Here is a 25,064-nt window from a genome sequence, read left to right on the forward strand (position 1 = left end):
TCCCCGCCCTGGACCGAACCCCGTTCAGAGACTGGTGACGTCCAGCTGACCGTCGGCGTACTGCCTCCGCAGCACCTTCTTGTCGAATTTGCCGACGCTGGTCTTCGGCACCGCCTCGATCACCGTCCACCGCTCCGGCAGCTGCCACTTGGCGATCTTGCCTTCCTCGGCGAGGAAGACGCGCAGGGTCTCGAAGGTGGCCGTGGAGCCCTCCCGCAGGACGACCGTGGCCAGCGGGCGCTCCCCCCACTTGTCGTCGGGGACGGCGACGACCGCTGCCTCGGCGACGTCCGGGTGGGACATCAGCGCGTTCTCCAGCTCCACCGAGGAGATCCACTCGCCGCCGGACTTGATGACGTCCTTGGCACGGTCGGTGAGGGTGAGGAAGCCGTCGGCGGAGATGATGCCGACGTCACCGGTCTTCAGCCAGCCGTCCTCGCTGAACTTGTCGGCGGGGCGCAGCGGTTCGGCGTCGGGGCCGTTGTAGTAGGCGCCCGCGATCCAGGGGCCGCGCACCTCCAGTTCGCCCGCCGACTCGCCGTCCCAGGGGAGGCGTTCGCCGCCGGGGCCGGTGAGCCGGGCCTCGACGCCGGCCGGGAAGCGGCCCTGCGTGAGGCGGTACGCGAACTCCTGCTCGGTGCCCACCGCATGGGCCGGCGGACGGGAGACGGTGCCCAGCGGGGAGGTCTCGGTCATGCCCCAGGCGTGGCAGACCCGCATGCCCAGCTTGTCGAAGGCGGCCATGAGCGACGGCGGACAGGCCGAACCGCCGATGGTGACCTGGGTGAGCGAGGAGACGTCACGGGGGCGGGCGGTGAGCTCGCCGAGCAGGCCCTGCCAGATGGTGGGGACGGCGGCCGCGTGCGAGGGACGCTCCTTCTCGATCATCTCGGCGAGCGGGGCCGGCTGGAGGAAGCGGTCCGGCATGAGCAGGTTGACGCCGGTCATGAAGGTGGCGTGCGGCAGGCCCCAGGCGTTGACGTGGAACTGCGGTACGACGACCAGCGAGGTGTCCTGGTCGGTCAGGCCCATCGACTGGGCCATGTTGACCTGCATGGAGTGCAGGTAGATCGAACGGTGGCTGTACACCACGCCCTTGGGGTCACCCGTGGTGCCGGAGGTGTAGCACATGGCGGCGGCCCGGCGTTCGTCCAGCTCCGGCCAGTCGTACGTGGTCGGCTTCCCGGCGATCAGGTCCTCGTACTCGTGCACGGCCGCGGTCGCCCCCTCGAGCGGCGCACGGTCACCGGGGCCGGAGACCACGATGTGCCGGACGGTCGGCAGCTTGGCCAGCAGCGGGGCGATCATCGGGATCAGCGAGCCGTTGACGAGGACGACCCCGTCGGCGGCGTGGTTGACGATCCACACCAGCTGTTCGGCGGGCAGCCGCAGGTTGAGGGTGTGCAGGACCGCGCCCATGGAGGGGATCGCGAAGTACGCCTCGGTGTGTTCCGCGTTGTTCCACATGAGGGTGGCGACCCGGTCGTCGTCCCGGACGCCCAGGTCGTCGCGCAGGGCGTGGGCCAGCTGGGCGGCACGGTCACCGACCTCGGCGAAGCTGCGGCGGTGCGGCTCGGCCTCGCCCGTCCAGGTGGTCACCTGTGACTCGCCGTGGACCCGCGACCCGTGGGTCAGGGTCCTGGAGATCAGCAGCGGTACGTCCTGCATGGTGCTCAGCACGGCGTCCTCCCGGGGGCGTCATCGCCTACTCGGTGGTAAAGGGGCTGCGCTGATTCTGCTCACATACCAGGCGGTATGTCACTAGGGGACGGGCAACAAAGCCCGGCCGGTGACCGCCCGGCCGGTTACCGCCCCGCGGCCACCGGCCGGCTACCGGGCGAGGACCAGCTCCGGGTCCTCGCGCAGCTTGCCGAGGGCACGCGACACCGCCGACTTGACGGTGCCCACCGACACTCCGAGCACCTCGGCCGTCTGCACCTCGCTGAGATCCTCGTAGTACCGGAGCACGACCATCGCGCGCTGCCGCGCGGGCAGCTTCATGATCGCCCGCCACATGGCGTCGTGCAGGGCCTGCCGCTCGGCCGGGTCGTCCTCCCCGGGCACCGGCTCCGGTTCGGGCAGTTCGTCGCACACGAACTCGTCGACCCGGCGCTTGCGCCACTGCGAGGTCCGGGTGTTCAGCAGGGCCCTGCGCACATAGCCGTCGAGCGCCCGGTGGTCCTCGATCCGCTCCCAGGCCACGTACGTCTTGGCGAGCGCGGTCTGGAGAAGGTCCTCGGCATCGCTCGGGTTCGCGGTCAGCGACCGGGCGGTGCGCAACAGGACCGGCTGACGGGCCCTGACGTACGACGCGAACGACGGATACGGCCGCTGGTACGCGCCGGTCTGCCTCGCCGAGACGGCGACGTCCGAAGCGCTGGTGCAGACGGGTGTGGTCATGGCTCCACGCTATGAGTGAGCGGCGTTCCGGCGGATCGGCCGCAGGTCCCGAAGGAGACTCCCCCTCAGGTTGTAGGGGTAGGGCTGCCTACACCTCCTGAAGGTGGAGTACGGGTGCGGTACTCCTGCGGGTTTACCCCTCAGGGGGCACCACCGCCGGAGCGGGCCTGCTCACTCGTCCGAGGTCAGCAGCAGCCCGGACGTCGGCACCCCCGTCCCGGCCGTGACCAGCACCCGGTCCGCCCCCGGCACCGGATTCACCGCCGTGCCGCGCAGCTGACGCACCCCCTCCGCCACCCCGTTCATCCCGTGCAGGTACGCCTCCCCCAGCTGGCCGCCGTGGGTGTTCAGCGGCAGCCGCTCCCCGGCCACGAAGTCCGCTCCCTCCCCGGGCCCGCAGAACCCGAACTCCTCCAGCTGCATCAGCACGAACGGGGTGAAGTGGTCGTACAGGATGCCCACGTCGATGTCGGCCGGGGCGAGCCCCGAGGTGCGCCACAGCTGCCGGGCCACCACGCCCATCTCCGGCAGCCCGGCCAGGTCGTCCCGGTAGAAGCTGGTCATCTGCTCCTGGGCCCGGCCCGCCCCCTGCGCGGCCGCCGCGATCACGGCCGGCCGCTGCGGCAGGTCCCGCGCCCGCTCCACCGAGGTGACCACGAGGGCCTGGCCGCCGTCCGTCTCCTGGCAGCAGTCCAGCAGCCGCAGCGGCTCGACGATCCAGCGGGAGGCCGCGTGATCGGCGAGGGTGATGGGGCGGCCGTGGAAGTAGGCGGCCGGGTTGGTCGCCGCGTACCTGCGGTCCAGCACGGCCACGTGCCCGAACGCCTCCGGGGTCAGCCCGTACGTGTGCAGGTAGCGCTGTGCCGCCATCGCCACCCAGGACGCCGGGGTCAGCAGCCCGAACGGCAGCGCCCAGCCGAGCGCGGCCCCCTCCGCCGACGGCTCCCGGTGCTGTACGCCCGAGCCGAAGCGGCGGCCCGATCTCTCGTTGAAGGCGCGGTAGCAGACCACCACCTCGGCGACCCCGGCCGCGATCGCCAGCGCCGCCTGCTGGACCGTGGCGCAGGCCGCGCCGCCGCCGTAGTGGACCCGGGAGAAGAAGGACAGCTCGCCGATCCCGCAGGCCTGGGCCACGGTGATCTCCGGGCTGGTGTCCATCGTGAACGTCACCATCCCGTCCACGTCCGCCGGTGTCAGCCCGGCGTCGGCGAGCGCGGCGCGCACCGCCTCCGCCGCCAGCCGCAGCTCGCTGCGCCCCGAGTCCTTGGAGAACTCGGTGGCCCCGATCCCCACGACCGCCGCCCGCCCACCGAGCGAGTCCCGCCCCCGCACGCTCATGAGCCCGCCTCGTCACCATCACGGGTCTTATAGGCCACATCTATTTCACCGGTCTCGGCGGTTCCGGCGGTTCCGGCGGTCTCGGCGGTCTCGGCGGTCTCGGCGGTTCCGGCGGTTCCGGCGGTTCCGGCGGTCTCGGCGGTTCCGGCGGTTCCGGCGGTTCCGGCGGTTCCGGCGGTCTCGGCGGTTCCGGCGGTCTCGGCGGTGAAGGTGACCGTCACCGTGCCGGTCACGTGCTTGCCGATGGCGTTGGCGCCGACCACCCGGACCGTCGCCGTCGCCGTCTCGCCGTCCAGCTCCTCGATCCGGCCGGTCAGCACCATCGTGTCCCCCGGATAGTTGGGCGCCCCCAGCCGGATGGCCACCTTGCGGAGCACCGCTCCCGGTCCGAAGCAGTCCGTGATGTACCGGCCGACCAGGCCGTTCGTCGTCAGGATGTTCATGAAGATGTCCGGCGAGCCCTTGTGCCGGGCCAGCTCGGCGTCGTGGTGCACGTCCTGGTAGTCCCGGGACGCGATCGCTCCCGCCACGATCAGCGTCCGCGTGATCGGGATCTCCAGGGCCGGCAGCTCGGTGCCCACGGCCACCCGTGTCGTCTCAGTCCGCACTCGCGATCAACTCCCCCAGTTCCTGGAGCGCTTCGCCCCCGCTGCCCAGATACGCGTCCAACTGGCGCCCCCACAGGAAGTGCCGGTGCACCGGATGCTCGACGTCGGCGCCCGCACCGCCGTGCAGATGCTGGCCCGTGTGCACCACCCGCTGCCCCGCCTCGGACGCCCACCAGGCGGCGGTCAGCGCATGCGTCGCGTACGGCAGCCCCGCGTCCCGCCGCCAGGCCGCCTCGTACGCCGTCACCCGTATCGCCTCGGTGTCCATGTGGGCGTCCGCGGCCCGGAGCTGCACGGCCTGGCGGGTGGCGAGCGGGCGCCCGAACTGCTCGCGGGTGTTGGTGTGCGCGACGGCCCGGGCGAGGGAACCCGCGCAGACCCCGGCCTGGAGCCCGGCGAAGGCGGTGCGCGCGGTGGCCAGGACGTCGGCGTAGGCGCCGGGGCGGGAGGGGGTACCGGAGCCGAGGGGCTCGGCGGGTGTGTCGTCGAGCGTGAGGCGGCCCGCCGACCAGGGCGCGGTCAGCTCGGCCTCCTCGATACCGGTGCCCTCTCCGAGCACCACGAGCCACAGCTCCCGCTCGGCGTCCGCGACCAGGACGTGCGTGGCGTCACGCAGCCACGGGACGACGGGCACGGCTCCCCTCAGCCGCCCCCGCCCGGACGGCCGTACCGTCGGCTGTGCCGGGAACGCTCCCGTCACCACCAGGGAGCCCTCGCCGATCCCCGGCAGCAGCCGCTCCCGCTGTTCGGCCGTGCCGTGTGCGGTGATCGCCAGCTGCCCGTACACACAGCTCGCCGCGTACGGCACCTGTGCCGTGGTGCGGCCCTGCTCCTCGAGGAGCAACACCAGGCCCAGCAGGCCAAGTTCCGGCACCGCGGCCACCAGCCCGGCCGCGCTGAGGGCCTTCCACAGCTCCGGGTCGCTGCCGGTGCCGGCGGCCCGCAGCCGCTCGTGGGTGGCGAGGTCGGCGAAGATCCGGGCGGCCAGCCCGCGGGCCTCGGCCTGCGGTTCGGTGGGCGTGAAGTCCATGTCAGAACCGCCCTTCGGGACCGTCTGCGCCCTGGACGCCCTCGGCGCCCTCGACGACCCGGAAGACCGGCAGGGTCAGCGCGTCGGCCCCGGCCGGGGCCCCCGCCCCCTCGTCGTAACGGCGGAACTCCACCCGTACCGGCAGCCCGATCCGCACCTTGTCGTACGGCACCCCCACCACGTTGCTCACCATCCTTACGCCCTCGGCCAGTTCGATCAGGCCCACCGCGTAGGGGGGGTCGAAGGCCGGGAAGGGCGGGTGGTGCATGACGACGTACGAGTACACCGTGCCCTCGCCGGACGACTCGACCGTGTCCCAGTCGAGGGAACCGCAGGAGTTGCACCCCGGCAGCCAGGGGTGGCGCAGGGTTCCGCACCCGGTGCAGCGCTGGACGAGCAGGCGCCCCTCGGCCACCCCCTCCCAGAAACCGGCGTTGTCCCGGTTGACCACCGGACGGGGCCGCCGGGGGCGGTCGGCCGGCGGCCTGCGGCGCGGGGCGTACTTGAGGATCCGGAAGCGGTGGGTGCCGACGAGGTCGCCCCCGACCCGGACGTCCGTGCGGGTCGTGACGAAGTGGCCCGCGCCCAGCTTGGTCGTCTTCCGCTCCGAGACCGACTCGATCACCGTGTCGAAGACGACCTCGTCGCCCGGCCGCAGGAGCCTCAGGTACTCCTGCTCGCAGTCGGTGGCGACCACCGAGGTGCAGCCGGCCTCGTCGAGCAGCGCCATCAGCTCGTCGTACGCGCCGGTGCGTCCCAGGTGTCCCGACAGGCCGCCCATCGTCCACGCCTGGAGCATGGTGGGCGGGGCGACCGCGTCCGGCCCCCGGTAGGCCGGGTCGGTGTCGCCCATCGCCTCGCACCAGTGCCGGATCATCGGCAGGTTGACCGGGTCACGGCCCACGCCCGAGACGGCGGCCGGCTGCCCCTCGTACCCCCTCAGCCGTGCCGTCAGCTCATCGCTCCCCTCGGTCACGGCCACCCCTCCTCATCCCGAGCCGCATCGTCGCGACGATCTCCCGCTGCACCTCGCTCACCCCGCCCCCGAACGTGTTGATCTGCGCCGCCCTGTTGAGCCGCTCCAGCTCGCCGCCCTCGAACGCCCCCGGCGATCCGGACCGGACCAATGCCGTCTCGCCGACGATCTCCTGACACATGCGATACGTCGCGACTGCCGATTCCGTTCCCGCGAACTTCACTCCGCTGGCCTCCGCGGGCGCCACCCGGCCCGCCCCCGCGTCTCCCACCAGACGCCAGCTGAGCAGGCGATTCGCCGCCAGCCGGGCATGCGCTTCGGCCAGCCGGAAACGAATCCAGGGCTCGTCAACACGGCGCCGTCCCGTCACCGGATCAGGGGTGCGGGCGGCGGTGAGCGCGGCCGTGTAGAAGTCCTCGGCCTGCATGCCGGTCGCGGCGAGGGCGACCCGCTCGTGGTTGAGCTGATTGGTGATCAGCGACCAGCCGTCGTGCTCGGTTCCGACCAGGTTCCCGGCGGGGACGCGGACACCGTCGTAGTACGTGGCCGTGGTGATCTGCCCGCCCACCGTCTCGATCGGCGTCCAGGAGAACCCGGGGGCGTCGGTCGGGACCAGGAGGATCGAGATGCCGCGGTGCCTGGGTGCCTCGGGGTCGGTGCGGCAGGCCAGCCAGATCCAGTCGGCGTGCTGGGCACCCGAGGTGAAGATCTTCTGCCCGTCGATCCGCCAGCCCTCGCCGTCCCGCACCGCCCGGGTGCGCAGCGAGGCGAGGTCGGTACCGGCGGAGGGTTCGCTGTAGCCGATGGCGAAGACCAGTTCGCCGCGGAGGATGCCGGGCAGGAAACGGGCTTTCTGCTCCGCGCTGCCGTACTTCATCAGCGTGGGCCCGACGGTGTTCAGGGTGACCATGGAGACGGGTGCGCCCGCCCGGTACGCCTCGTCGAAGAACACGAACTGCTCGTCGGCGCCCCGGCCTTGACCGCCGTACTCGACGGGCCAGCCGAGGCCGAGGAGGCCGTCCGCACCGATGCGGCGCAGCAGGGCACGGCGGTCCCCGGGCGCTTCCGGTGCGGGAGACGGGATCAAGTCGCTGAAGTAGGCGCGGAGTTCGGCACGCAGCCGCTGCTGGCGTTCGGTGGGGGCCAGATGCATGGTTTCTGACTGTCCGTCAGATACGGTCGACTGTCAAGGCGGACGGGCCCTCGCGGAGGGAGCGCCGAAAACGCCTGCGCGGCGGTGCCGAAGCACCGCCGCGCGGACACGCTGCCATCCCCACAGACACCCCCCACCAGGGTTCAGGCGCGGCCTACCACAGCTCGGTGAAGTGAACGGCGACGTTGTCGTTGCCCTGCTGGAGGGCCGTCCAGGCGGAGCCGTTGACCTGAGCGGTGTTGCTCTGGTTCGACGCGCCGTTGCCCACGGCGTTCTGCTGGGTGGTGGAGGAGTTGCCGTTGTTGTCGTGGCCGACCCCGCTGCCGACGATGCCGGCCACGCCGGCGTTGGCGCTCGATCCGTTGTCCGCGATCGCACCGTTGTCCGCTGCCGCGACACCGGCAAAGAGAGCCGCGGCGAGCGGAAGTGCGGAGACGGCGGCGAGGACGCGGGCGGTACGGATGCTTGCCATGTTGTTTCCTCTCGGTGCCCGGCTGTGTGCCGGGAGTACGTCAAGTAAGGCTTTTTACCGGGCAGTTGGCCGACCGCCTCGGTGGTGGTCATCGACGTCGCGAGATCAGAATTGCCCACCGAATCCCCGGCGAACCAGCCCGGAAGGCCTTATTCGCCCTCAAGCGTGATGACAAGTCGATAAACCCCTTTCACCATCTTTGGTCGCCTCTCGACATACTCACGACCACTCCGGACATCTACCCCCTCAAGCACCACAAGGGGAGAACCGTTCCGGCGTTCATCCCGGACGAAGTCACCGGTCTCGGCGTGTCACAGCGAATCCCTCTTTCTTTTTTCGAACGTGCGTACGAACATGGAGGTATGGCCACCACCGACCGGCAGGCCACGACGCTGGCCCTCGCACACGCCCTGTCAGCCGCCGAGCGCGGTCTGTCCGTCATCCCGCTGTCCCGGACCAAGCTCCCGGCGCTGCGCTCCCCGCACCGCCCCGCGCCCGGACCCGCACACCCGGACTCCCACCACTCCCAGCACTCCGACCCGGAACCCGTGCCACCGCCCTGCCACGGCGAATGCGGCCGTCCCGGACACGGGGTGTACGACGCCACCACCGACCCCGCCCGCATCCGCGAGCTGTTCGCCGCGGCCCCCTGGGCGACCGGCTACGGCATCGCCTGCGGACTGCCCCCGCACCGCCTGATCGGCGTCGACCTCGACGTGAAGTCCGGCACGGACGCCACCGGCGCCCTGCGCGAACTGGCGCTGCGGCACCTGTTCACCATCCCGCCGACGGTCGTCGTGCTCACGCCGAGCGGCGGGCGGCACGTCTGGCTGACCGGACCACCGGACGCCGTCATCCCCAACTCGGCGGGCCGGCTCGCCCCCGGCATCGACATCAGGGGCGCCGGCGGCTACCTGGTCGGCCCCGGCTCCCGCACCGACCACGGCGTCTACGCCACCGCCCCCGGCACCGCCCACCTGGTCCCGGCCCCCTGCCCGCCGTCCCTCCTCCGCCTGCTGCTGCCGCCCCCGCGAGCACCCCACCCCGCGACCCACCCCTCGGTCGGCGACCGCGGCCAGGGCCTGGTCCAGTTCGTCCTCGCCGCCCACGAGGGCCAGCGCAACACCCGCCTCTTCTGGGCGGCCTGCCGCGCCTACGAGAACGGCATCGGCCGCGCCCTGCGGGCCCCACTGATCGACGCGGCGGTCCACACGGGCCTGACAGAACGCGAAGCCCACGCGACAATCGCCTCGGCCGCACGCATGACAGGCCACCGCCCCTGAACACCCCCTGACACCACCCCCTCCGCAACCCGGGAAAACCTCCGCAGCCTGGGAAAACCCCGGCTGCACAGAACCCCTGCGGCGGACGTACACACGAGCGACCGCATCCGGCCGGAACGCTCCTGGAGGCTCACAATGCAGACTGCCGTCTTCCTGCTGAGAAGCGCGCTTGGCCTGGGTGGCGGTGTCGTGTGCGCCTGGGAACTCAACCGCCAGGCTTCAGGGCCCGGCTGGAGGAAACCTCGGGTCTTCACTGCGATGGCAGCTCTGCTTCTTTCTGCTCTGCTCACCGTCTAGGGACAACGGCGACCGTTGTCCTTCTCTGCTGTGACCTGCAATGATTCGGTCCGGATCATCATTACGAGAGAGTCCAGGAATGCCTCCGAGACCAGGCTGTCCCGACGCCGTGTCCCGTCGGCGCATGAAGCGGCCGCGTATTTCGCTGCTGGTCGCGCTCGGCATCGTTGCCGTCTCTGTTACGGGGTGTGGCAGTTCCCATGACAAAGGGCTGCCGGTGCACGTGGTCAACGAGTCGGCCTGGGATGCCCACGTGTTCGGTTGTCCAGGGTGCGGGAAGCTCGGCGTTGTGGTCGAAGGGGAACCAGACCGGAAGCCCGGAGAGAGCGGCGGTTCCGTCATGGGGTGGACCGAGGAACGCGCGTGGCCCCAGACGTACAAGGTCGTTGTCCGCGGAGTGGAGTCGGTCTGCCCATTCATCAACCCCGAGCCTGGTAAGGCAGAGGGCGCAGTGGGGACCCGTGACGTCATCTACCTAGTGGACCCGAGCGGGAAATGCGTCGAGGGCCCGGGGAACATGGACGAGATCTGACACCAGCTGGCATCGACAAGCGCGGACGGCAGCGGAGGACTCGCGCGCCCTGCCAACCGCTGGCGATGTACCGGACGGACGCGCCAGATGCGTGCCAGATCCCGCGAAGAACCACGGGGAACAGCGGGGAACCCGCCGGCATCCCCCTCGCGCCCGTTCCAGATCCGCCGCAGATCATCCCCTGAGCCGTCCGGGGACCTCAGATCATGATCCGAGGCCTTCAGGTCGTGCCCCAGCCGGGTCCCTTCCGTGCCCGGCAGAGCGGGAAACCAGGGGGCAGTGCTGCCCGAGGGGGAGCGCACACAGCAACGGCCCCCGACCGTCTTGCCTGGTCAGGGGCCGTTCGTGTCATGCGGTGGGTGTGGGATTTGAACCCACGGTGACTCTCGCCACGACGGTTTTCAAGACCGGTCAATCCCTACAGCCGAGACCACCACTGACCAGCACATTCCCTCGAATCAACAGGCTCAGGGTCGGTGTCCTGGCCAGAGGATGGCCGCATGCGACTCACTGCATCGCTACCTTGCCCACGAGAGAGCCGTCGTTGTGAGCGCGTTGAGACCAACAGTGAGCGTCACTTGAACAACCGTCAAAACCACAAGCACCTTGAGCTCCCTCCCAAGGTCGCCGTGACCGGTATCGGCTCGCCTCTTCTGACATCGACGCATGCTCTTCCCTCCGTAGTCGGTAATCCCAGCGTCAACGTCCGTACCCGGGAGGTATCCGCCTGGCGCCACAAATAGACACTTGGCGAGTCCAGCGAAGTACCTGACCTGCAACGAGTGAGCGTGGCAAGCTGCTCTGGGAAACACTTGGAGACACTCGGGGGTGCGACTTGAGCTCAACACGAGGCAAGCGCGGACTGACGATGCCAAGCGAGGAAGAGGTACCTGCTGGCCCACACCGGCAACTCCTCGCTGCCCTGCATCAGGCTTACGCAGAAGCTGGCCGGCCGGGCCTGCGGCAAATATCTACGGGGCTCAAAAACGACAACTCCGCGCCCGGCACGGTCAACTATCAGGCTATTGGAAAGATCCTTAACGGTAAACAGCTACCCAACCCTCGGCAACTAGTTAGCCTGGCGTTGTGGTTGATTAGAGAAGGAGAAATCAGATCAGAGGAATCGCAGGACCCGAAGGAATACATCCAGAGACTGCTGACACTTCGCGATGCCGCACACGATAACGCACTGGGCATCACCGCCAAAAATGAAGATCTCAACAACCAAGAATCGAAAAAGGAGAACATTGCATCTTCAGACACTCTCAAGCTAATACTAGAGGCCGAGAGCCATATTGAGCAAAGCCTATTGAGCTGCATGCTGCAATCTTCCGAGACAATCGCAGATATCGTCGAACCGATAACGCCAGATAGCTTTAGCTCTGCACTCAACAGGGAGATATACGGGGCGCTCCTAGAACTGTATGCCGATTCTCAAGATATCTCATGCGAGAAGGTTGCCGAGAAGGTAACTTCAACGGAGATAAACGTGCCAGAGTACCTGACTTCACTCCAGGCAATGGATGTCGACCTATCGGATGCGACGAACTACGCGGACCTAGCCATCCGAATCGCTAAGGTGAAACGGGTCGCCCTACTGGGTGGAGCATTCACAGACCTGGCTGGCCGAGCACTAGGCAGTGAGCAAATCGCTGATATTGACTCGCTGGTAGACAGCGTCACGGACGAGGTGTTCTCGTTCCTTGAAGAAATTCACAGGATAAGCAGGTTCACCACTGTCCTAGAATCGGCGCTTGATGAAGCCGAGGGAATAGGCAGAAGGCATCCCCGACAAGCAATTCCAAGCGGACTCGCCGAACTTGACGCACTGATCTCAGGGTTTCAACCTGGCGAGTTCATAATTGTGGGCGGCGCCCCTGGGATTGGGAAGTCTACTCTAGCCATCGACTTCGCGCGCAGTATTTCGCTGAGGCACGCCCGGACCAGCCTACTCGTGTCTTTGCAGATGAGCCAGCAGGAGATGGCAATGCGGATCATGTCTGCTGAGGGCCGCGTGGCGCTTCATCGCATGAGATCGACCACCATGGAAGATGAAGATTGGGAGCGCCTCGTAAAGGTCATGCCGTCCATATCCCAGGCTCCCATATATATGAAGGATGACCCTCTCTACACTTTCCAAGAATTGGTGGCATCCTGCGAATGGCTCAGCAGCTTCAAGCATTTGCAGTGTGTTCTAATCGACAGCATCGACATCATGGATTTCGAATCTCAGAATTCGCCCGCCGAGTACGAAAGAGACCTAACCTTCATGGCTCGCGAGTTGCGCAAATTGGCCAAACGACTGGACATCTCTATCGTGGCTCTTTTTCAGACGGAACGGCCTGCTCATCGATATCCCGTCCAGCGTCCGGACCTGCACGACGTACCAAGGCCACTGGAGAAATATGCAGATACAGTGATCCTCCTTCACCGCGAGGATGCATACGACCGCGAGTCCCCCAGGGCGGGTGAAGCGGACCTGATCGTCGGAAAGAATCGGACTGGTCCTGTTGGTGTAGCCACAGTTGCCTTCCAGGGACACTACGCAAGGTTCGTAAGCATGACAGGGGCCCTTTAAACGGTTCGATCCCTGAAGAGATAACCTCCCGGGCTCCAGGCTCGTTGATTGACCAGTCGAAGAGACGCCTAGTTTCGATGAACTGCGCGTCCCTTCTCCCTATGGGAAGCATTCAATCTCTCACGCTTGCGCCCCGCTCTCTTTCGAGGTCTGTTCGTGCTGGTCAGGGCATGATCCGGAGCCGTTCAGCCTCGTTCATTCCCGTACTCCGGTCCGCCGCGTGAACCGCCGTGGACGGCCCCGGACGGGGGTGAATGAGACGGAAAGGGAGACGGAGTAGTCCCCGGTCCTGTCAGGCCTGATCTGCGGTTTCCGGCACGAGCCGGCTCGTGAAGCCGCTTTCGCATAGCCGCTCGAACGCGGCCCGGACGTCGTCGGGAATCTCCTGCTCGATCATGAACCCCTGCCGGGGGTAGATCATGAGTCGCTGCTGAGCGCCAACCATCATGTCGAGTACAAGGCGCGCGTCTCCGATCGAGTCGATGTATTCGGGGAGCGTCATGGGGGTGGACGCACACACCCACTCGACACCCGGCCACAGCTTCCGGGCGGTCGCGTACGAACGTCGTTCCTCGTACGGCTTGCTGACCAGCAGGACGGACGAGACAGGCACGCCCACCTCTTCCAGGGCCGCGCGAGAAAACCGGATGTTGTCTCCTGTGTTCCGCGCTTCGGGCTCCACGAGGATCGCCTCCGCTGGCACCCCCAGCTCTATGGCGCGCTCGCGGTAGTGCTCGGCTTCGCCGCGCGGCATCCGCTCCTGAGTCGTACGACTGGTCGCTCCGGTGAAGACGACGAGCGGGAACATGCCCCGGTGGTACAGCTCCGCTGTGGTGTCAGCCACCCCCAGGTCGTGACTGCCGAGACCGACAGCGACAGAGCATGGACGGGGCTGCTGGCCCATCTGCTGGAAGTCCCACAGTGTCTGAGCGTCCGCCCACGCCTGAGCCGAGATCACTTGCTCTCGCCCTCCACCTCTGTCTTTGCCGAGTCGGGCACCTTGAAGTCGTACGACCATGCGAACCGTGTCGCCGCGTGCACCCCGATGGCGAACTCAACCACGGTTCCATCTGCCGTGCGCGTCGTCCGGTGGAGCTCCACCACCCACTCGCCCGGAGAGAGCTGGAGTAGCTGAGCCTCTTCGGCCGTGGGCACGCGCGCGAACAGTTCCTCGGTCATGTGGTCGATCTCGTACCCAGCGTCGTACAGGACGCGGAACCCGCCGCCCCGCCCGGCCGGACCCGGAGCAGGGTTCACGATGCGGGTTCCTTCTACGTGTTCGGGCCGGTAGTAGCTGGTCAGGGTGTGTGTCGGCTGCGTGCCCTCCTTGACCAGGCGCGCCCGCGCGTAGACGTCGGCGCCCTCATGCAGGCCGTAAGCGGCGGCCACGACGGCCGGCGCCTTCACGCGGCTGACCGTCTGAGTCTGCTCGTTCCGGTCGTACGAGCGCCCGGACGCCACGCGGTCAGCGATGAACGCGACCTCATCGCCGTCGCGCCATTTGGCTTTGTCATACCGGTCGATGCCTACTCGCTTGAGTCGGGGCCGAGGGCGCACAGTGGTGCCGCGCCCCCGGGTCATCGTGACCAGCCCTTCTGCTTCCAGCGTCTTGTAGGCCTTGTGGACCGTCTCCTTTGAGCCCTCGCCTGCCTCTACAAGCTCCCGAATCTGCGGAAGCTGCTCGTCAGGCGCAATCTCCCCGCTCCTGATCAGCCCGGCATACCGGTCCGCCAGTTCCCGCCACTTTGGCGTTTTCGCTGCCATGTCGACTCCTCCCGACAGATCCAAGTGAAGCACACAGTCCTAGGACAGTTGACAGTCCTAGGACTGCGATGCATTCTCTTCTCAGGCCGCTCGCAGTCCTAGGACAGCGAGGCGGAGGGAGCCCTCTTTGGCTGTCCTCCGCAGTCGGTTAGGGGCCCGGGACAGAGCGGGCCGAGGGACCCGGACTCCTGGTCATCCGGAGGGCTTGAGACCGAAAGGTCACGTCTCCACACGCCTGAAACGGGAGCGCGCTCCCGAAGGAGACACCTGCACGACATCGAACGTTTCCGCAGCTCACCAGCTGCGGGCCGGTTGCCTCCGCTGCACGTCTCGTACGTGCAGCGCTGAGGGGAGCCGGAACACCCCTTCACTCTTCTGGGAGTCCGCATGGCCGCGACTGTCGAGATCGTCTCGTTCGGCTACCTGCACGATGCGCCCCCGGCGGCGCATCTCACCATCGACTTGCGGCACCACTTCCGGGACCCGCATGTGAGCCCGGAGTTGCGGTACATGACCGCCGATGACGAGCCGGTGCGGGCCGCCGTGATGGACACCCCCGGTATCGCCGCGCTGGTCGACGCCACGGCGACGGCGGTCGCCGCGTTCGCGGCCGGTCCAAGTGCCGGGACCGTGACGGTCGCCGACGGCTGCGCCGGCGGACGGCATCGTGCCCCCACCTTCGCCCGCGCCCTGGCCGACCGGCTGACCGCCGCCGGCCACACGGTGAGCGTCCGCCACCGCGACATGGGCAAAGACGTCGTCCAGCGCTGAACGGCTGCCCGATCCGCCCATCTCGCACGGGCGGTGAGGGGAACCGTTCAGCGTTCCACCCGCAACCTACCTGAGCAGGGAGAGCACGCCATGGCATGGTTCAACAAGGCATCGGACGCGGACCTCGTGCAGAGCATGGAGCTGGCCGCCGCCGCTGCGGAAGAGGCGCGTCAGAACGGCGACAAGCAGCGCGAGGCCGCGTTCCACGAGGACCTGAACGGAATGATCGACGAGTCCGAGCGCCGCGGCTTTCCCCGCTGGGGCCGCTGACCACCCGCTGAGCACACGGCCCGCCGCTGTGCGGCCGGTTGCCTCTCCCGCCCGTCCGGCCCGCCCTTCGCGGCGGTCGTACGGGCGGGGCGGGGGAGCTGGAATCGGCTGGCTCCGTTACGAGAGCGGGCCCCGGGAGGCAACCCGGGACCCGCGCACAGACGCCTGGTTGGAGGCACCTGTGATCACCAGTTTGACAGACGCCCAGCGCGACGAGCTGTCGCGGAAGAACACCGAGCAGAACAAGCGCAGTGAGGACAACGCCCGTGCCCGGGGCAGCCGTTGATGGCCGGATCGGAGCACGAGAAGACGAAGGATCCGCTGCCGCCACGTCCGCGCGGTCCGCACCCGTACGCGGTCTGACTGGCCGCTGATTTCAACCGCCCCGATGGTCGCAGGCTGGGTTCGACTCCCGGTCGGGGCGCTGTGGCCCGCCGCGCTCGCGGTGGTGGCCGCCTTTCCGGCCGTCTGTCTCGCCGCTGAGTTGCTCGCGGTCGTCGGCCTCTTTCATCTCTTCGAGCTGGGAGTTCTCATGCGTTCTTTCGTGTCCGGCCATCGGGCCGACAATCCTCGGGATTTCCTCGAACTCGCCCTCGGTACCCCCCTTGAGCTGTGGCTCGGTGTCGACGGCGAGTCGGAGGAGGAGCGTGCGGCCCGGCTGGACGCGGCCCGCGACATCCTGACCGACCCCGACTACAGCAGCATGCCGGACCTGATCCGGCTGGCCGCGCAGGTGGTCGACTGCCACCCGGAGCTCTTCGACGTGGTCCCGCTGACCCGACCGGCCCGCCGCCGTCCGGTGCGCCGGGGGGCCGCGGCATGAGCCAGGATCTGACGTTGGACGGCCTGGCCGTGCCGCTGCGGGTGCTGCGCCTGCTCGCCGTGGACTTCGGGCACCTGCCCGCGCCGGACGTCGACGTGTCGCCCGTGTTCCCGGACCTGTTGCGGCTGAGGTTCCATGACGACCTGGCCGGCTTCGAGACCTGGCGGGACGCGCTGGGCATCGTCCCGGACGACGTCGTCTACAGCGAGCAGAGCGGGGGCCGCACGAGGGTGTTGAAGGCGTCCGTCGACTACGCGGGCGCCGCGCTGGAGCTGACCGGCTTCGGCGACGTACCCGCACACGCACCCGCGCCGGTCGGGTCCGCGGTCTGATGGCCGCGTGGGGCAAGTGCTTCGACCCGAACGGCGCCCGGTTCGGCATCCCCACCTACCCCTGGCGCTGCGCCCCGGACGGGCTGGCGACCAGGCGGCAGTTACGGGCCCGCGGTCTGCGCCCCGGCGGGCAGCCGGTCGCCGGGCAGATCCTGCGCCCGCGCTACCGGCGCGGGCCGCTGGTCGCCTACCTCTACCGGCTCGACAAGGCCCTGCCGGTCCGGCCGATGACGCCGGCCAGGCGCCGCGCGCTGGAGTGCGCGATGCGCGCCCGCCGGACCTGCCCGCAGTGCCGCATAGACGCCGGATACGTCATCCCCGCATCCCTCGGGGTGTGCGTCCCGTGCGCCTATCCCGACGATCAATGAACGGAGTGAAGTACATGGAAACCAAGCAAGTAGCGCGGAAGGCGGCTCATTGGAGCCTGCCGGTCGCGCTGACCGGCATGTCGCTGGGATGGACCGTCTACGCCGTGGGAGAGATCCTCTCCCGCCAGGCGCCCGGACCGCTCGCGTACACCGTGGCCGGGATCTACGACGCGGTGTGGCTGTACGCGCTGGCCATGGAGACCGCGCACCGCCGCCAGGGCTCCAAGGGAACCCTGCCCGCAGTTCTCGGCTGGGTGTTCCTGGTGACCTCGGTCGGTGTGCTCTTCACCCACGGCCTGATGTACGCCACGGCGGCCGTCGCGGTCATCGGTGCGGTGGTCCCAGCCGCCGCGAAGGCCACGCTCATCATGGCCGTGGAACGGGAGTCCACCCGGATTTCCTCCGGAGCGCAGCAGCAGATCGACGCGGTCCGCAGCGCGACCCGGGACCAGGTCGCTATCGGCCGGGCCGTCACCCGCGCCAAGGTTGACCGGCACAAGACCTCGGCCGTGCTGGAGCGCGAGGAGCGCAAGGCCCGGGGGAAGGCGCAGAAGGTACGCCACGAGGCCGCCGCGGAACTCACGAAGCTCACCCAGGAACACCCCGTCGATGACGACGTGCGGGAAGTTCCGGCGCTGTTCTCGGATGAGGATCTGGTGCAGGTGCTGGGCCAGTGGTCGGGTGAGGGTGTGTCCCCGGGTGTGTCCCCCGTGTCCCCGCAGGTCGGTGCCGTGTCCCCGATCGGCGAACTGACCGGCCCGCATGGCGCGGGACACGGCCCGGTCGACCTGTCCGGGCTCGCTGGCGTGGCGGCCGTGGCGGGTGTCGAGACCCCGGCGCCGGGCGAGCCGCTGAGCGAGGAGCAGCTCACGGTCGTGCTGCGGTGGCTGCGTCACTCCGACAACCCGCCGCTGTCCTACCGCAAGGCCCTGGCCGCATACCGCGCGGCAGGGTTTTCCGCGAAGGAGGAGCGGGTGCGCAAGGCGTACGCCGCGCTGATCGACGCGGAAGACGCACAACCGTAGAGCGTCCGGCACACACCAATGACGGCCAGCCCAGGACTAGTGGGCTGGCCGCCGTTGCGACTGCCAGAAGCAGTCGAGCACCAGTGAAGCAGACCCGGTGAGCCCCGGCGAGCGGCACTTTCGCAGACCCGGCGCGCAGACCCGGCAAGCAACATCACCCCTCCCGACCGAGACGCAGGAGCCGAGACCGTGACCACGCAGACCGCCCCCGCCGCCGACAGCATCCCGCAGGCGCAGGGCACGCACCATTGGATCCTCACGCTGGAGAAGCCGGGCCGGTTCTCCGTGACGCAGGAGGGCACGTTCACGCCCCCGCCGGGCAGCACCCGGCAGGACGTCTACCACTTCATCTACCGGTCCGTCACCGAGCAGGACGCGAATCTGCGCGGTGCCTCGGTCGGCTACTTCGAGCTGGCATCCAACCAGCTCTGACCAGTGCTTTCCGCAACGCGAAGGCCCGGACGCGCGCTTTGGACGGCAGGGCGTCCGGGCCTTTGCTCTACTCCGCAAAGGAGTGCTCACAGCATGACGGAACTCAGCACCGAGCCGGTAGCCGTCGAGGCTGCCCCGGCCAACCCGTCCCCGCCGCCCGAGACCGCGCCCGCCCCGGCGCAGGGCGGGACGGAGGTGGAGCACACCCCCGGCGGCTGGCCGGTCGTCCCGCTCGCCCTGTCCGGGGCGAACAGCACCGTCGGCATGGTCGCCGCCACCTCCCTGGCCGGCGGGCCGATCGCCGCGGCCGTCGCCGCGACCGGGCTGGTCGTTCTCGGCACGGTCGCCGCCACCCGCGCCCGCACCCCCAACTCCCGCCGCGCCGCCCGCCGGAGCGCCGCCCGCACCGCCGGCCGTACCACGGCCCTACGCCACGGCAACGCTGGCGGAACGGGCAGGAACGGGACCGGGTTGACCGGCTCCCGTGGCGGTCGCGCAGGTGGCCGGTCCGGCAGCACACCGGGCCGGCACCGCAGCAGTAGCGGCCCGGCCGCCCGCCACAACAGCACCGGCACCACCCCGAGCGGGAAGACCAGCAGTACGACCGGCCGCGGCGCCTCCCCGCGTGCGGGCGGCACCGGGAACGGCAAGGCCGCGGGCCGGATCCGGCAGATACGGGCCCTGCGCGCAGCGCAGCAGCAGGCGGCCGGCTCACGTGCCGGGCAACGGGCACAGACCACCGCGGCCCGCCGCGCGGTCGCCGACGCCCGCCGCAACACCAACACCCCTTCCAACAAGACCCATTCGGGCAAGCGGTCTAGTCTGACCGGCCGCCTTGCCGACGGCACCGCCCGTAAGGCCCGTGCCGCGCGGGATGCGGCCGTCGCCAAGCAACGCGCGAAACGCGACGCCAAGAACGGCGGGACCGTCGACACTCAGCGCGCCCGCATCCGCAAGGCCCCTGCTCGCAAGGCTGCACGTCAGGCGTTGCGCAGGTCCGCGGCCCGGTTCCACCGGCGGCGCCTGCTCGCCGCCCTGCTCGCCCTGCCGACCGGCCTGCTCGGGATGCTCACCACCCCCATCGGCCGGAAGTTCGACATCCCGGCCCTGATGCACCCCGGCCGCCGCCTGTTCCGCCGACTCGTGCTGACGGCGGCTGACCAGCGCGCGGAGCGCGACGAAGCCACCCGCCAGCACCTGCGGCAGCAGGAGGACGCCGCCGACGCGCAGGCCGGCCACGACGGCACGGAAGGCATCGCGGACCGTGTCGAGCGGCCCGCCGCCAGGGTCCCCACCCACACCCCCGCCCCCAGCACGGTCCAGGTCAGTGAAGGAGAGCACGTGACCGGTTTCCGGTTCGAAGAGGCCGCTTCCGAGATGGAGCAGGCCGCCAACGCCTACCAGCCGGACGACTGCATGGAGATCCTCGCCATGGTCGAAGGGCTCCCGGCCGCACTGGCCAGCGTGGCCAACGTGATGAAGATCCTCGCGGAGCGCTCCGACAACGAGTTCCCGCTGGAGAAGGACGTCGCCAACGGCTTCAGCGACATCTACGGCGCGTTGATGAGCGCCGTCGCGGTCGCCGAGGACATGGGCCCGCTGTTCCGGAAGGTCCACGCGCAGGACATCGCCCGCCACGAAGACCCTCGCAACGGCACCGAGGCAGAGAAGGGCTGGAACGTCTGAGATGAGCAGCACCGCCATCGCAAAGACGCAGCAGAGCAGTGGCCCGGTGCTGGACTGGGCGGCCGGTCACGGACCCGTGACCGGTGCCCTGTCCGCGACCACCGGAGCCTTCGCCGTCGCCACGACCGGCGCCGCCACCGCCATGCCGCCCGGCTGGGCGCTTGCCGTCGGCGCCGCTGGCGCCCTTGGGCACACCGTGATCGGCCTGCGGGTACGCAACGCCGGCCGCACCCTGGCTACCCGCGCAGCGTCCTGGCTCGTCGGGGCCGGATGGACCACCTGGGCCATGACCCACGGCCCCCTGACCTGGGCCGCTCTCGGCTCGCTGGCCACCCTCGGTGTCGGGATCGGCGCCGCCGCCCGCTCCGCCGCGCTGTTCGAGGAGGCCCGGGAAGACGAGGCGATCGCGGCGCAGGAGCGGCAGATCGCCGCGGAACTCTCCGCGGAGCGCCGGGCCATCGCCGCGGAATGGGTCGACCGCATCCAACGGGTGTGCTCCCTGACCGTGCGCGTCCTCGGGGTCGAGATGTGGCCCACCGGGACCGGGTTCTCCATCGACGCGGAACTCCCGCCCGGCGGCGCCACCTACGCCAAAATCGCCTCCGAGTCCGCGCGCCTGTCCGCGGACGCCCGCCTCCCCCACGGCTGCACCGCCGTCGCCACCCCGGGCATCCACCAGGGCCGGGTCATCATCGACGTGACCACCGTCAACGTCCTGGAGGAAGAGCGCACCTACCCCACCGACTACGCCCCGCTCTCGGTGCACACGGGCATCCCGTGGGGCTACCGCACCAATGCGGAGAACATCCTCGCCTACCTGCGCGAACAGTGCGCTCTGGTCGTGGGCCCCACCGGATCGGGCAAGACCAACATGGTCCACGCGATCCTGGCCGGCTTCGCCCGCGCCGAAGACGTCCTGACGTGGGTGATCGACCTCAACGCCGGATCGGCCGGTCTGCCCTGGGTGCTGCCCGCGCTCAACGGGCAGATCGACAGCAGCGATGGCGAGCCGGTACGGCCCGGAGTCGACTGGCTCGCGGGCACGTTCGATGAGGCCTTGCTGATGCTGGAGACCGCCGTGAAGGTCGCCAAGCAGCGCAAGATGGGCTACCAGGACCTGCTGTCCAAGGCCAACACCGATCTCCTGCCGATCGGCCCGCAGATTCCGCAGATCATGCTGGTGATCGATGAGGGTGCGGAGATCCTGGCCAGCCCGGACCGGCAGATGCGCAAGCTCGCGGAGAAGATCCTCGAAGTCATCCGGATCGCCCGTGCCATGGGCCTGCGCACCGTCCTGACCGCCCTCGGAGCGACCGGCAGCGTGCTGGGCAACCTGATGATCCGCCGGGAAGCCAAGGTGCGCGTCGCGCTCACCGGGGGTGAGACCGAGGGCATGGACCTGAGCAAGATGTTCCCCGGCACCCGCGGCCTGCGCGTCGACCAGGCCCCCTACAAGGGCGCCGGTTTCATGGCCACCCCCGAGTCTTCGGCCGGGCTGTTCAAGACGTGGCGGATCCTGCCCAACCAGATCCGCGACATCATCGCCGCCACCTCCGACCGGCACCCCCTGCTGGACGACGTGTCCGCGAAGGCCGCCGGATCCGCCTACGCCCGGCGGTGGGACGCGGAGCGCACCGCATGGATGCGCGACCACACCCCCACCAACGACACCAAGGCCACGCAGTACGGCCCGGCATCGAGCCTGAAGTTGTCCGCCCTGGACGACGGCCGTGGGAGCGAGCAGGACTCGCCGGAAGACGAGATGCTGGCCCGCTTCCGGGCCGAGATCGACGCGCAGTTCGCGACCGCGCCCGACCCGCACGCCCCGACCGAGCAGGCGCCGCCGCCGGCCGCGGCGCCGGGGCTGAATCTGTCGGCGCTGCGAGGCGAGCAGGACAACTCGGCTCAACAGGCCGCACTCGCCCTGCTGCTCGGCGCCGGCACCGAGGGCACCGGCGCGTCCGCGATCGCCCGCGCGCTCGCGGATGAGTACGGCACGACCCGTCAGACGGTCGTCGGCTGGCTCAAGGCATGGGTGAGCGACGGCACCGCCGTCCGCGTCGGGGAGGGCACCAAAGCCCGCTACGTCCACCGCCAACACGCCCCCGGAACCGGTGCCGACGGATGAACGGAGAAGGGGGGTGGGACCACGGATCCCAATTCCAGTCCCGGGCTGGGTGCCGGGGACCTTCCTACCCACCCCCCATGGCCGCGAGTCCTTCACGATCTCCGTCCGGCCAAGCGTTCCGCACAGTAACCAGAGCCACTGACAAGACCTCCTGCATGCCCCATGTCGCTTGTCACCCATGCCCCCAGAAAGGGCTCCGGATGGCTCTGTGAGGCCCGGAAACGGCTTGTGAACTGGGAGGCGACAAGCGACAAGACAAGACAAGCGACAAGCCGCACGACAAGCACAGACGACAAGCAACGCGACAAGCCATCACGCGGGCAGCACCCGGCCACCGGGCGCTGCCCGCCCTGTTTTCCAGGAGGCCGCTCGTGATCGTTTCCCTGTCCGCCGTCGCCCTCTTCGGGGTGCTGGCCTTCGTCCTGCTGCGCGGCCGCTACCTCGGACCGTTCAGCGCATCCGTGCTCTTCCTGTTCGGGTTCTTCACCGCCGGCACCGGCGCCGCCGGACCCGTCCGCGCAATGTGCCTCGCGCTCGCCGACGCCGCCCGCCACCTCACCTGACCCTGCCAGGAGATCTGCCATGCCCGAGTACGACCACAGTGCGGCCTGGCAGCCGCGCATGACCGACGCCGAAGCCACCGCGGAAGCCCGCCGGATCATCGCCGATGCCTACCAGGCCGCCCACCAGATACCGACCTCCTACCGCGACACCAGCCCCCTGCCCGCCTACGGCACCACCCCGCCCGTCCCGCAGCCGGACCACCGGATCGTCCCGGCCTGGGCCGCGGGCACCGCCGTGGCCGGCATCGGCGTCGGCGCCACCTGCGTCGGCATCGGATGCGGGATCTGGCTCGCCTGCCAGGGCTTCGCCGCCGTCACCCTCACCTCGGTTCTGTTCGTCACCCTCCCTATCGCCGCCGTGGCCGGTGTCGTCGCCGCGATCGGATCCGCGCTGCGCTCCCTCAAGACCACCCGCACGGAAACGCACCACCACTACGTCGGGCCCGTGCGGCAGGAGACCAACACGATCACCGCCCCCGCGTACGGGCTGATCGCCCGCAACCGCAACGAACTCAACCGCTGACCGGGAGCGTCGTGTTCGAGATCCGCGTCATCTGCGAGCCGGCCGACGCCGACCGCGTCAGCCAGACCCTGGCCGCTGCGTTCGGCACCGGCCCGGGACGGCAGTACCCCACCCGCGACCAGCAGCGCGTGCGCCTGTACTTCACCGTCGACCACCAGCCCACCAACCCCGAAAGCGAGTGATCATGTCGTTCGGAGAAACCCCGATCACCCTCGTCGGCAACCTGACCGACGACCCCGAGGTGAAGTTCACCGAAGGCGGCGCCGCGCTCGCCAAGTTCACCATCGCCGTGACCCCGCGCAGCTTCGACCGCACGTCGAACCAGTGGAAGGACGGCACCACCGCCTTCTACCGCTGCGCCGCCTGGCGCACCCTCGCCGAACACGTCGCCGAATCCATGAGCAAGGGCTCGCGGGTCGTGGCCACCGGCCGGATGCGCCAGCACGACTGGACCACCGACCAGGGCGAGAAGCGTTCCATGCTCGCCGTCGAGATCGACGACATCGGCGCGTCCGTCCGCTTCACCACCGTCACCGTCAACGCCAAGCGCACCAATAGCGGCGCCGCCCCGGCCGGCGACCCGTGGAACACCCCGGGCACTCCCGCCGCGGACGCCGAACCGCCGTTCTAGCCGTGCCCGGGGCGGTCGCCCGATCTCGCCAAAGACACGCGACCGCCCCGGCCAACCAGTCCACAACAGACCTGTTGGAGGCATCCAGCATGACCCAACCCGCCGCCATCCCGCGAGCGGATGACCGCAGCATGAACCAGCCGGTGACCGTGGCCCTGGAAAGCCTGCACCTGCTGGCCGCCGCGCTGCTGTCCGCAGAGCGCGGCTGGCCCGTCATCCCCCTACACCCCGGCACCAAACGCCCCTCCGGGCACCCCGAACGCGACTGCCCCCGGATCGGGCGGTGCGCGGGCGGGCACCGCACCCCGGAGCAGCGTGCCACCACCGACCCCGACCTGATCCAGACCGCGTGGGCCAACCGCGCCTACAACGTGGGGATCGCGACCGGCCCGGCCGGTCTGCTCGTGGTCGACCTGGACGTGCCGAAACCACAAGAGCAGGAAGGAGCGCCTGACGGCGCCACTTCTTTCAACGCGCTCTGCGAGCGCGCCGGTCAGCCCTTCCCGCTCACCTACCGGGTGCGGACTCCCAGCGGGGGCCAACACCTGTACTTCACCGCCCCGCCCGGCACCCGGCTGAAATGCACGGTGAAGAAGCTCGGTCCGCACATCGACACCCGGGCCTGGGGCGGCTACGTCGTCGCCGCGGGCAGCACCACCCCCCAGGGCGCCTACGACGTCGCCGAGGCGGCCGTCGTGGCGCCCCTGCCCGGATGGCTGGGCGCTCTGCTGACCGAACCCGCGAAACCGGCCACAGTGCCCGCCCTGATCCCCGTCCGGGACGGCACGAAGGCCGCCCGGACCGCGCTGGAACGCGAATGCGCGGTCGTGGCCGCGGCGGCCAAGGGTGGGCCCGGCGGGCGCAACAACACGCTGTACCGCAGTGCCTGCAAGGTGGCCCGGTTCGTGGCCTGGGGACACATCCCCCGGCACACGGTCGAAGAGGCAATCCAGGCGGCGGGGGAGTCGACGGGCCTGTCGGCTGCCGAGTGCCGCACGACGATCCGCAGCGCCATGGAGTGGATCACCGCGCACGCCACACCGCGGGAAACCGCATGACCACCTCCCGCTCCCCCCTCCTG

The 25,064-nt window shown here is 69.5% G+C and carries 26 protein-coding genes, 1 tRNA gene and 1 pseudogene; 17 read left to right on the forward strand and 11 right to left on the reverse strand.

Annotation, left to right across the window (positions count from 1 at the left end):
- Positions 1 to 24: 24 nt before the first annotated feature.
- The 8 genes and pseudogenes from MB828_RS09810 to MB828_RS09845 form a co-directional block, all read right to left on the reverse strand.
- Complete coding sequence (locus tag MB828_RS09810; RefSeq protein WP_301647830.1) at positions 25 to 1,680, reverse strand: long-chain fatty acid--CoA ligase; 1,656 nt, start codon at positions 1,678 to 1,680, stop codon at positions 25 to 27.
- Positions 1,681 to 1,830: 150 nt separating this feature from the next.
- Positions 1,831 to 2,400, reverse strand: coding sequence for a SigE family RNA polymerase sigma factor (locus MB828_RS09815; RefSeq protein WP_133023794.1), 570 nt, complete (start codon positions 2,398 to 2,400; stop codon positions 1,831 to 1,833).
- A gap of 171 nt (positions 2,401 to 2,571) precedes the next feature.
- Positions 2,572 to 3,738, reverse strand: a complete 1,167-nt coding sequence (locus tag MB828_RS09820) for a lipid-transfer protein (protein WP_301647831.1) — start codon at positions 3,736 to 3,738, stop codon at positions 2,572 to 2,574.
- Positions 3,739 to 3,929: 191 nt separating this feature from the next.
- Positions 3,930 to 4,325: pseudogene (locus MB828_RS09825) on the reverse strand (MaoC family dehydratase); the annotation flags it as partial.
- Between the two features lie 10 nt (positions 4,326 to 4,335).
- Positions 4,336 to 5,376 carry an acyl-CoA dehydrogenase family protein gene (locus MB828_RS09830; protein ID WP_301647832.1) on the reverse strand — a complete coding sequence of 347 codons (1,041 nt, stop codon included), beginning with the start codon at positions 5,374 to 5,376 and terminating at the stop codon, positions 4,336 to 4,338.
- A 1-nt stretch (position 5,377) separates the two neighbouring features.
- The gene (locus tag MB828_RS09835; protein ID WP_301647833.1) at positions 5,378 to 6,352 is read right to left on the reverse strand and encodes a bifunctional MaoC family dehydratase N-terminal/OB-fold nucleic acid binding domain-containing protein; all 975 of its coding nucleotides are present in this window, start codon (positions 6,350 to 6,352) and stop codon (positions 5,378 to 5,380) included.
- Entirely contained in the window at positions 6,333 to 7,505 is a 1,173-nt protein-coding gene (locus MB828_RS09840) for an acyl-CoA dehydrogenase family protein (RefSeq protein ID WP_301647834.1), read from the reverse strand. The genes MB828_RS09835 and MB828_RS09840 overlap by 20 nt, the downstream gene beginning before the upstream one ends.
- Before the next feature lie 154 nt (positions 7,506 to 7,659).
- Entirely contained in the window at positions 7,660 to 7,977 is a 318-nt protein-coding gene (locus MB828_RS09845; RefSeq protein WP_133023789.1) for a hypothetical protein, read from the reverse strand.
- A 362-nt stretch (positions 7,978 to 8,339) separates the two neighbouring features.
- Between MB828_RS09845 and MB828_RS09850 the strand changes: the two genes are divergently transcribed.
- Both MB828_RS09850 and MB828_RS09855 read left to right on the forward strand, forming a co-directional pair.
- Entirely contained in the window at positions 8,340 to 9,260 is a 921-nt protein-coding gene (locus MB828_RS09850; RefSeq protein WP_301647835.1) for a bifunctional DNA primase/polymerase, read from the forward strand.
- Between the two features lie 421 nt (positions 9,261 to 9,681).
- Entirely contained in the window at positions 9,682 to 10,089 is a 408-nt protein-coding gene (locus MB828_RS09855; RefSeq protein ID WP_301647836.1) for a hypothetical protein, read from the forward strand.
- Positions 10,090 to 10,440: 351 nt separating this feature from the next.
- Here the strand turns inward: MB828_RS09855 and MB828_RS09860 are convergent.
- Positions 10,441 to 10,526 (reverse strand) — tRNA-OTHER (locus tag MB828_RS09860).
- A 431-nt stretch (positions 10,527 to 10,957) separates the two neighbouring features.
- On the opposite strand from MB828_RS09860, the gene MB828_RS09865 reads away from it, so the two are divergent.
- On the forward strand, positions 10,958 to 12,667 hold the full coding sequence (locus MB828_RS09865; RefSeq protein WP_301647837.1) for a replicative DNA helicase: 1,710 nt from the start codon (positions 10,958 to 10,960) through the stop codon (positions 12,665 to 12,667).
- Between the two features lie 292 nt (positions 12,668 to 12,959).
- On the opposite strand, the gene MB828_RS09870 is transcribed toward MB828_RS09865, so the two are convergent.
- Together MB828_RS09870 and MB828_RS09875 are read right to left on the reverse strand one after the other, a co-directional pair.
- Positions 12,960 to 13,625, reverse strand: a complete 666-nt coding sequence (locus MB828_RS09870) for a YdcF family protein (protein WP_301647838.1) — start codon at positions 13,623 to 13,625, stop codon at positions 12,960 to 12,962.
- Positions 13,622 to 14,431, reverse strand: coding sequence for a GntR family transcriptional regulator (locus MB828_RS09875; RefSeq protein WP_301647839.1), 810 nt, complete (start codon positions 14,429 to 14,431; stop codon positions 13,622 to 13,624). The genes MB828_RS09870 and MB828_RS09875 overlap by 4 nt, the downstream gene beginning before the upstream one ends.
- Positions 14,432 to 14,818: 387 nt before the next feature.
- Between MB828_RS09875 and MB828_RS09880 the strand changes: the two genes are divergently transcribed.
- From MB828_RS09880 to MB828_RS09945, 14 genes are all read left to right on the forward strand, one after another.
- Complete coding sequence (locus MB828_RS09880) at positions 14,819 to 15,202, forward strand: RapZ C-terminal domain-containing protein (protein ID WP_301647840.1); 384 nt, start codon at positions 14,819 to 14,821, stop codon at positions 15,200 to 15,202.
- Between the two features lie 90 nt (positions 15,203 to 15,292).
- Positions 15,293 to 15,472, forward strand: a complete 180-nt coding sequence (locus MB828_RS09885; protein ID WP_301647841.1) for a hypothetical protein — start codon at positions 15,293 to 15,295, stop codon at positions 15,470 to 15,472.
- A gap of 532 nt (positions 15,473 to 16,004) precedes the next feature.
- On the forward strand, positions 16,005 to 16,295 hold the full coding sequence (locus MB828_RS09890; protein WP_301647975.1) for a hypothetical protein: 291 nt from the start codon (positions 16,005 to 16,007) through the stop codon (positions 16,293 to 16,295).
- On the forward strand, positions 16,292 to 16,627 hold the full coding sequence (locus MB828_RS09895) for a hypothetical protein (protein ID WP_301647842.1): 336 nt from the start codon (positions 16,292 to 16,294) through the stop codon (positions 16,625 to 16,627). Before MB828_RS09890 ends, MB828_RS09895 begins: the two co-directional genes overlap by 4 nt.
- Positions 16,627 to 16,995 carry an RRQRL motif-containing zinc-binding protein gene (locus MB828_RS09900; RefSeq protein ID WP_301647843.1) on the forward strand — a complete coding sequence of 123 codons (369 nt, stop codon included), beginning with the start codon at positions 16,627 to 16,629 and terminating at the stop codon, positions 16,993 to 16,995. Before MB828_RS09895 ends, MB828_RS09900 begins: the two co-directional genes overlap by 1 nt.
- A 14-nt stretch (positions 16,996 to 17,009) precedes the next feature.
- On the forward strand, positions 17,010 to 18,020 hold the full coding sequence (locus MB828_RS09905) for a hypothetical protein (protein ID WP_301647844.1): 1,011 nt from the start codon (positions 17,010 to 17,012) through the stop codon (positions 18,018 to 18,020).
- 189 nt (positions 18,021 to 18,209) lie between these two features.
- Positions 18,210 to 18,452, forward strand: coding sequence for a hypothetical protein (locus MB828_RS09910; RefSeq protein WP_301647845.1), 243 nt, complete (start codon positions 18,210 to 18,212; stop codon positions 18,450 to 18,452).
- Between the two features lie 93 nt (positions 18,453 to 18,545).
- On the forward strand, positions 18,546 to 20,138 hold the full coding sequence (locus tag MB828_RS09915) for a hypothetical protein (protein WP_301647846.1): 1,593 nt from the start codon (positions 18,546 to 18,548) through the stop codon (positions 20,136 to 20,138).
- Between the two features lies 1 nt (position 20,139).
- Positions 20,140 to 22,266, forward strand: a complete 2,127-nt coding sequence (locus MB828_RS09920) for a hypothetical protein (protein ID WP_301647847.1) — start codon at positions 20,140 to 20,142, stop codon at positions 22,264 to 22,266.
- Between the two features lie 371 nt (positions 22,267 to 22,637).
- Positions 22,638 to 22,829, forward strand: a complete 192-nt coding sequence (locus tag MB828_RS09925) for a hypothetical protein (RefSeq protein WP_301647848.1) — start codon at positions 22,638 to 22,640, stop codon at positions 22,827 to 22,829.
- Between the two features lie 19 nt (positions 22,830 to 22,848).
- Positions 22,849 to 23,352 carry a hypothetical protein gene (locus tag MB828_RS09930; RefSeq protein WP_301647849.1) on the forward strand — a complete coding sequence of 168 codons (504 nt, stop codon included), beginning with the start codon at positions 22,849 to 22,851 and terminating at the stop codon, positions 23,350 to 23,352.
- An 11-nt stretch (positions 23,353 to 23,363) separates the two neighbouring features.
- Positions 23,364 to 23,534 (forward strand): hypothetical protein, encoded by a 171-nt coding sequence (locus MB828_RS09935; RefSeq protein ID WP_301647850.1) that lies wholly within the window; start codon positions 23,364 to 23,366, stop codon positions 23,532 to 23,534.
- Between the two features lie 2 nt (positions 23,535 to 23,536).
- Positions 23,537 to 23,983 carry a single-stranded DNA-binding protein gene (ssb, locus tag MB828_RS09940; RefSeq protein ID WP_301647851.1) on the forward strand — a complete coding sequence of 149 codons (447 nt, stop codon included), beginning with the start codon at positions 23,537 to 23,539 and terminating at the stop codon, positions 23,981 to 23,983.
- Positions 23,984 to 24,114: 131 nt separating this feature from the next.
- Entirely contained in the window at positions 24,115 to 25,041 is a 927-nt protein-coding gene (locus MB828_RS09945; RefSeq protein WP_301647976.1) for a bifunctional DNA primase/polymerase, read from the forward strand.
- Positions 25,042 to 25,064 lie beyond the last annotated feature (23 nt).

This window comes from Streptomyces arenae (genome assembly GCF_022343545.1).
Lineage (GTDB): Bacteria > Actinomycetota > Actinomycetes > Streptomycetales > Streptomycetaceae > Streptomyces > Streptomyces humi.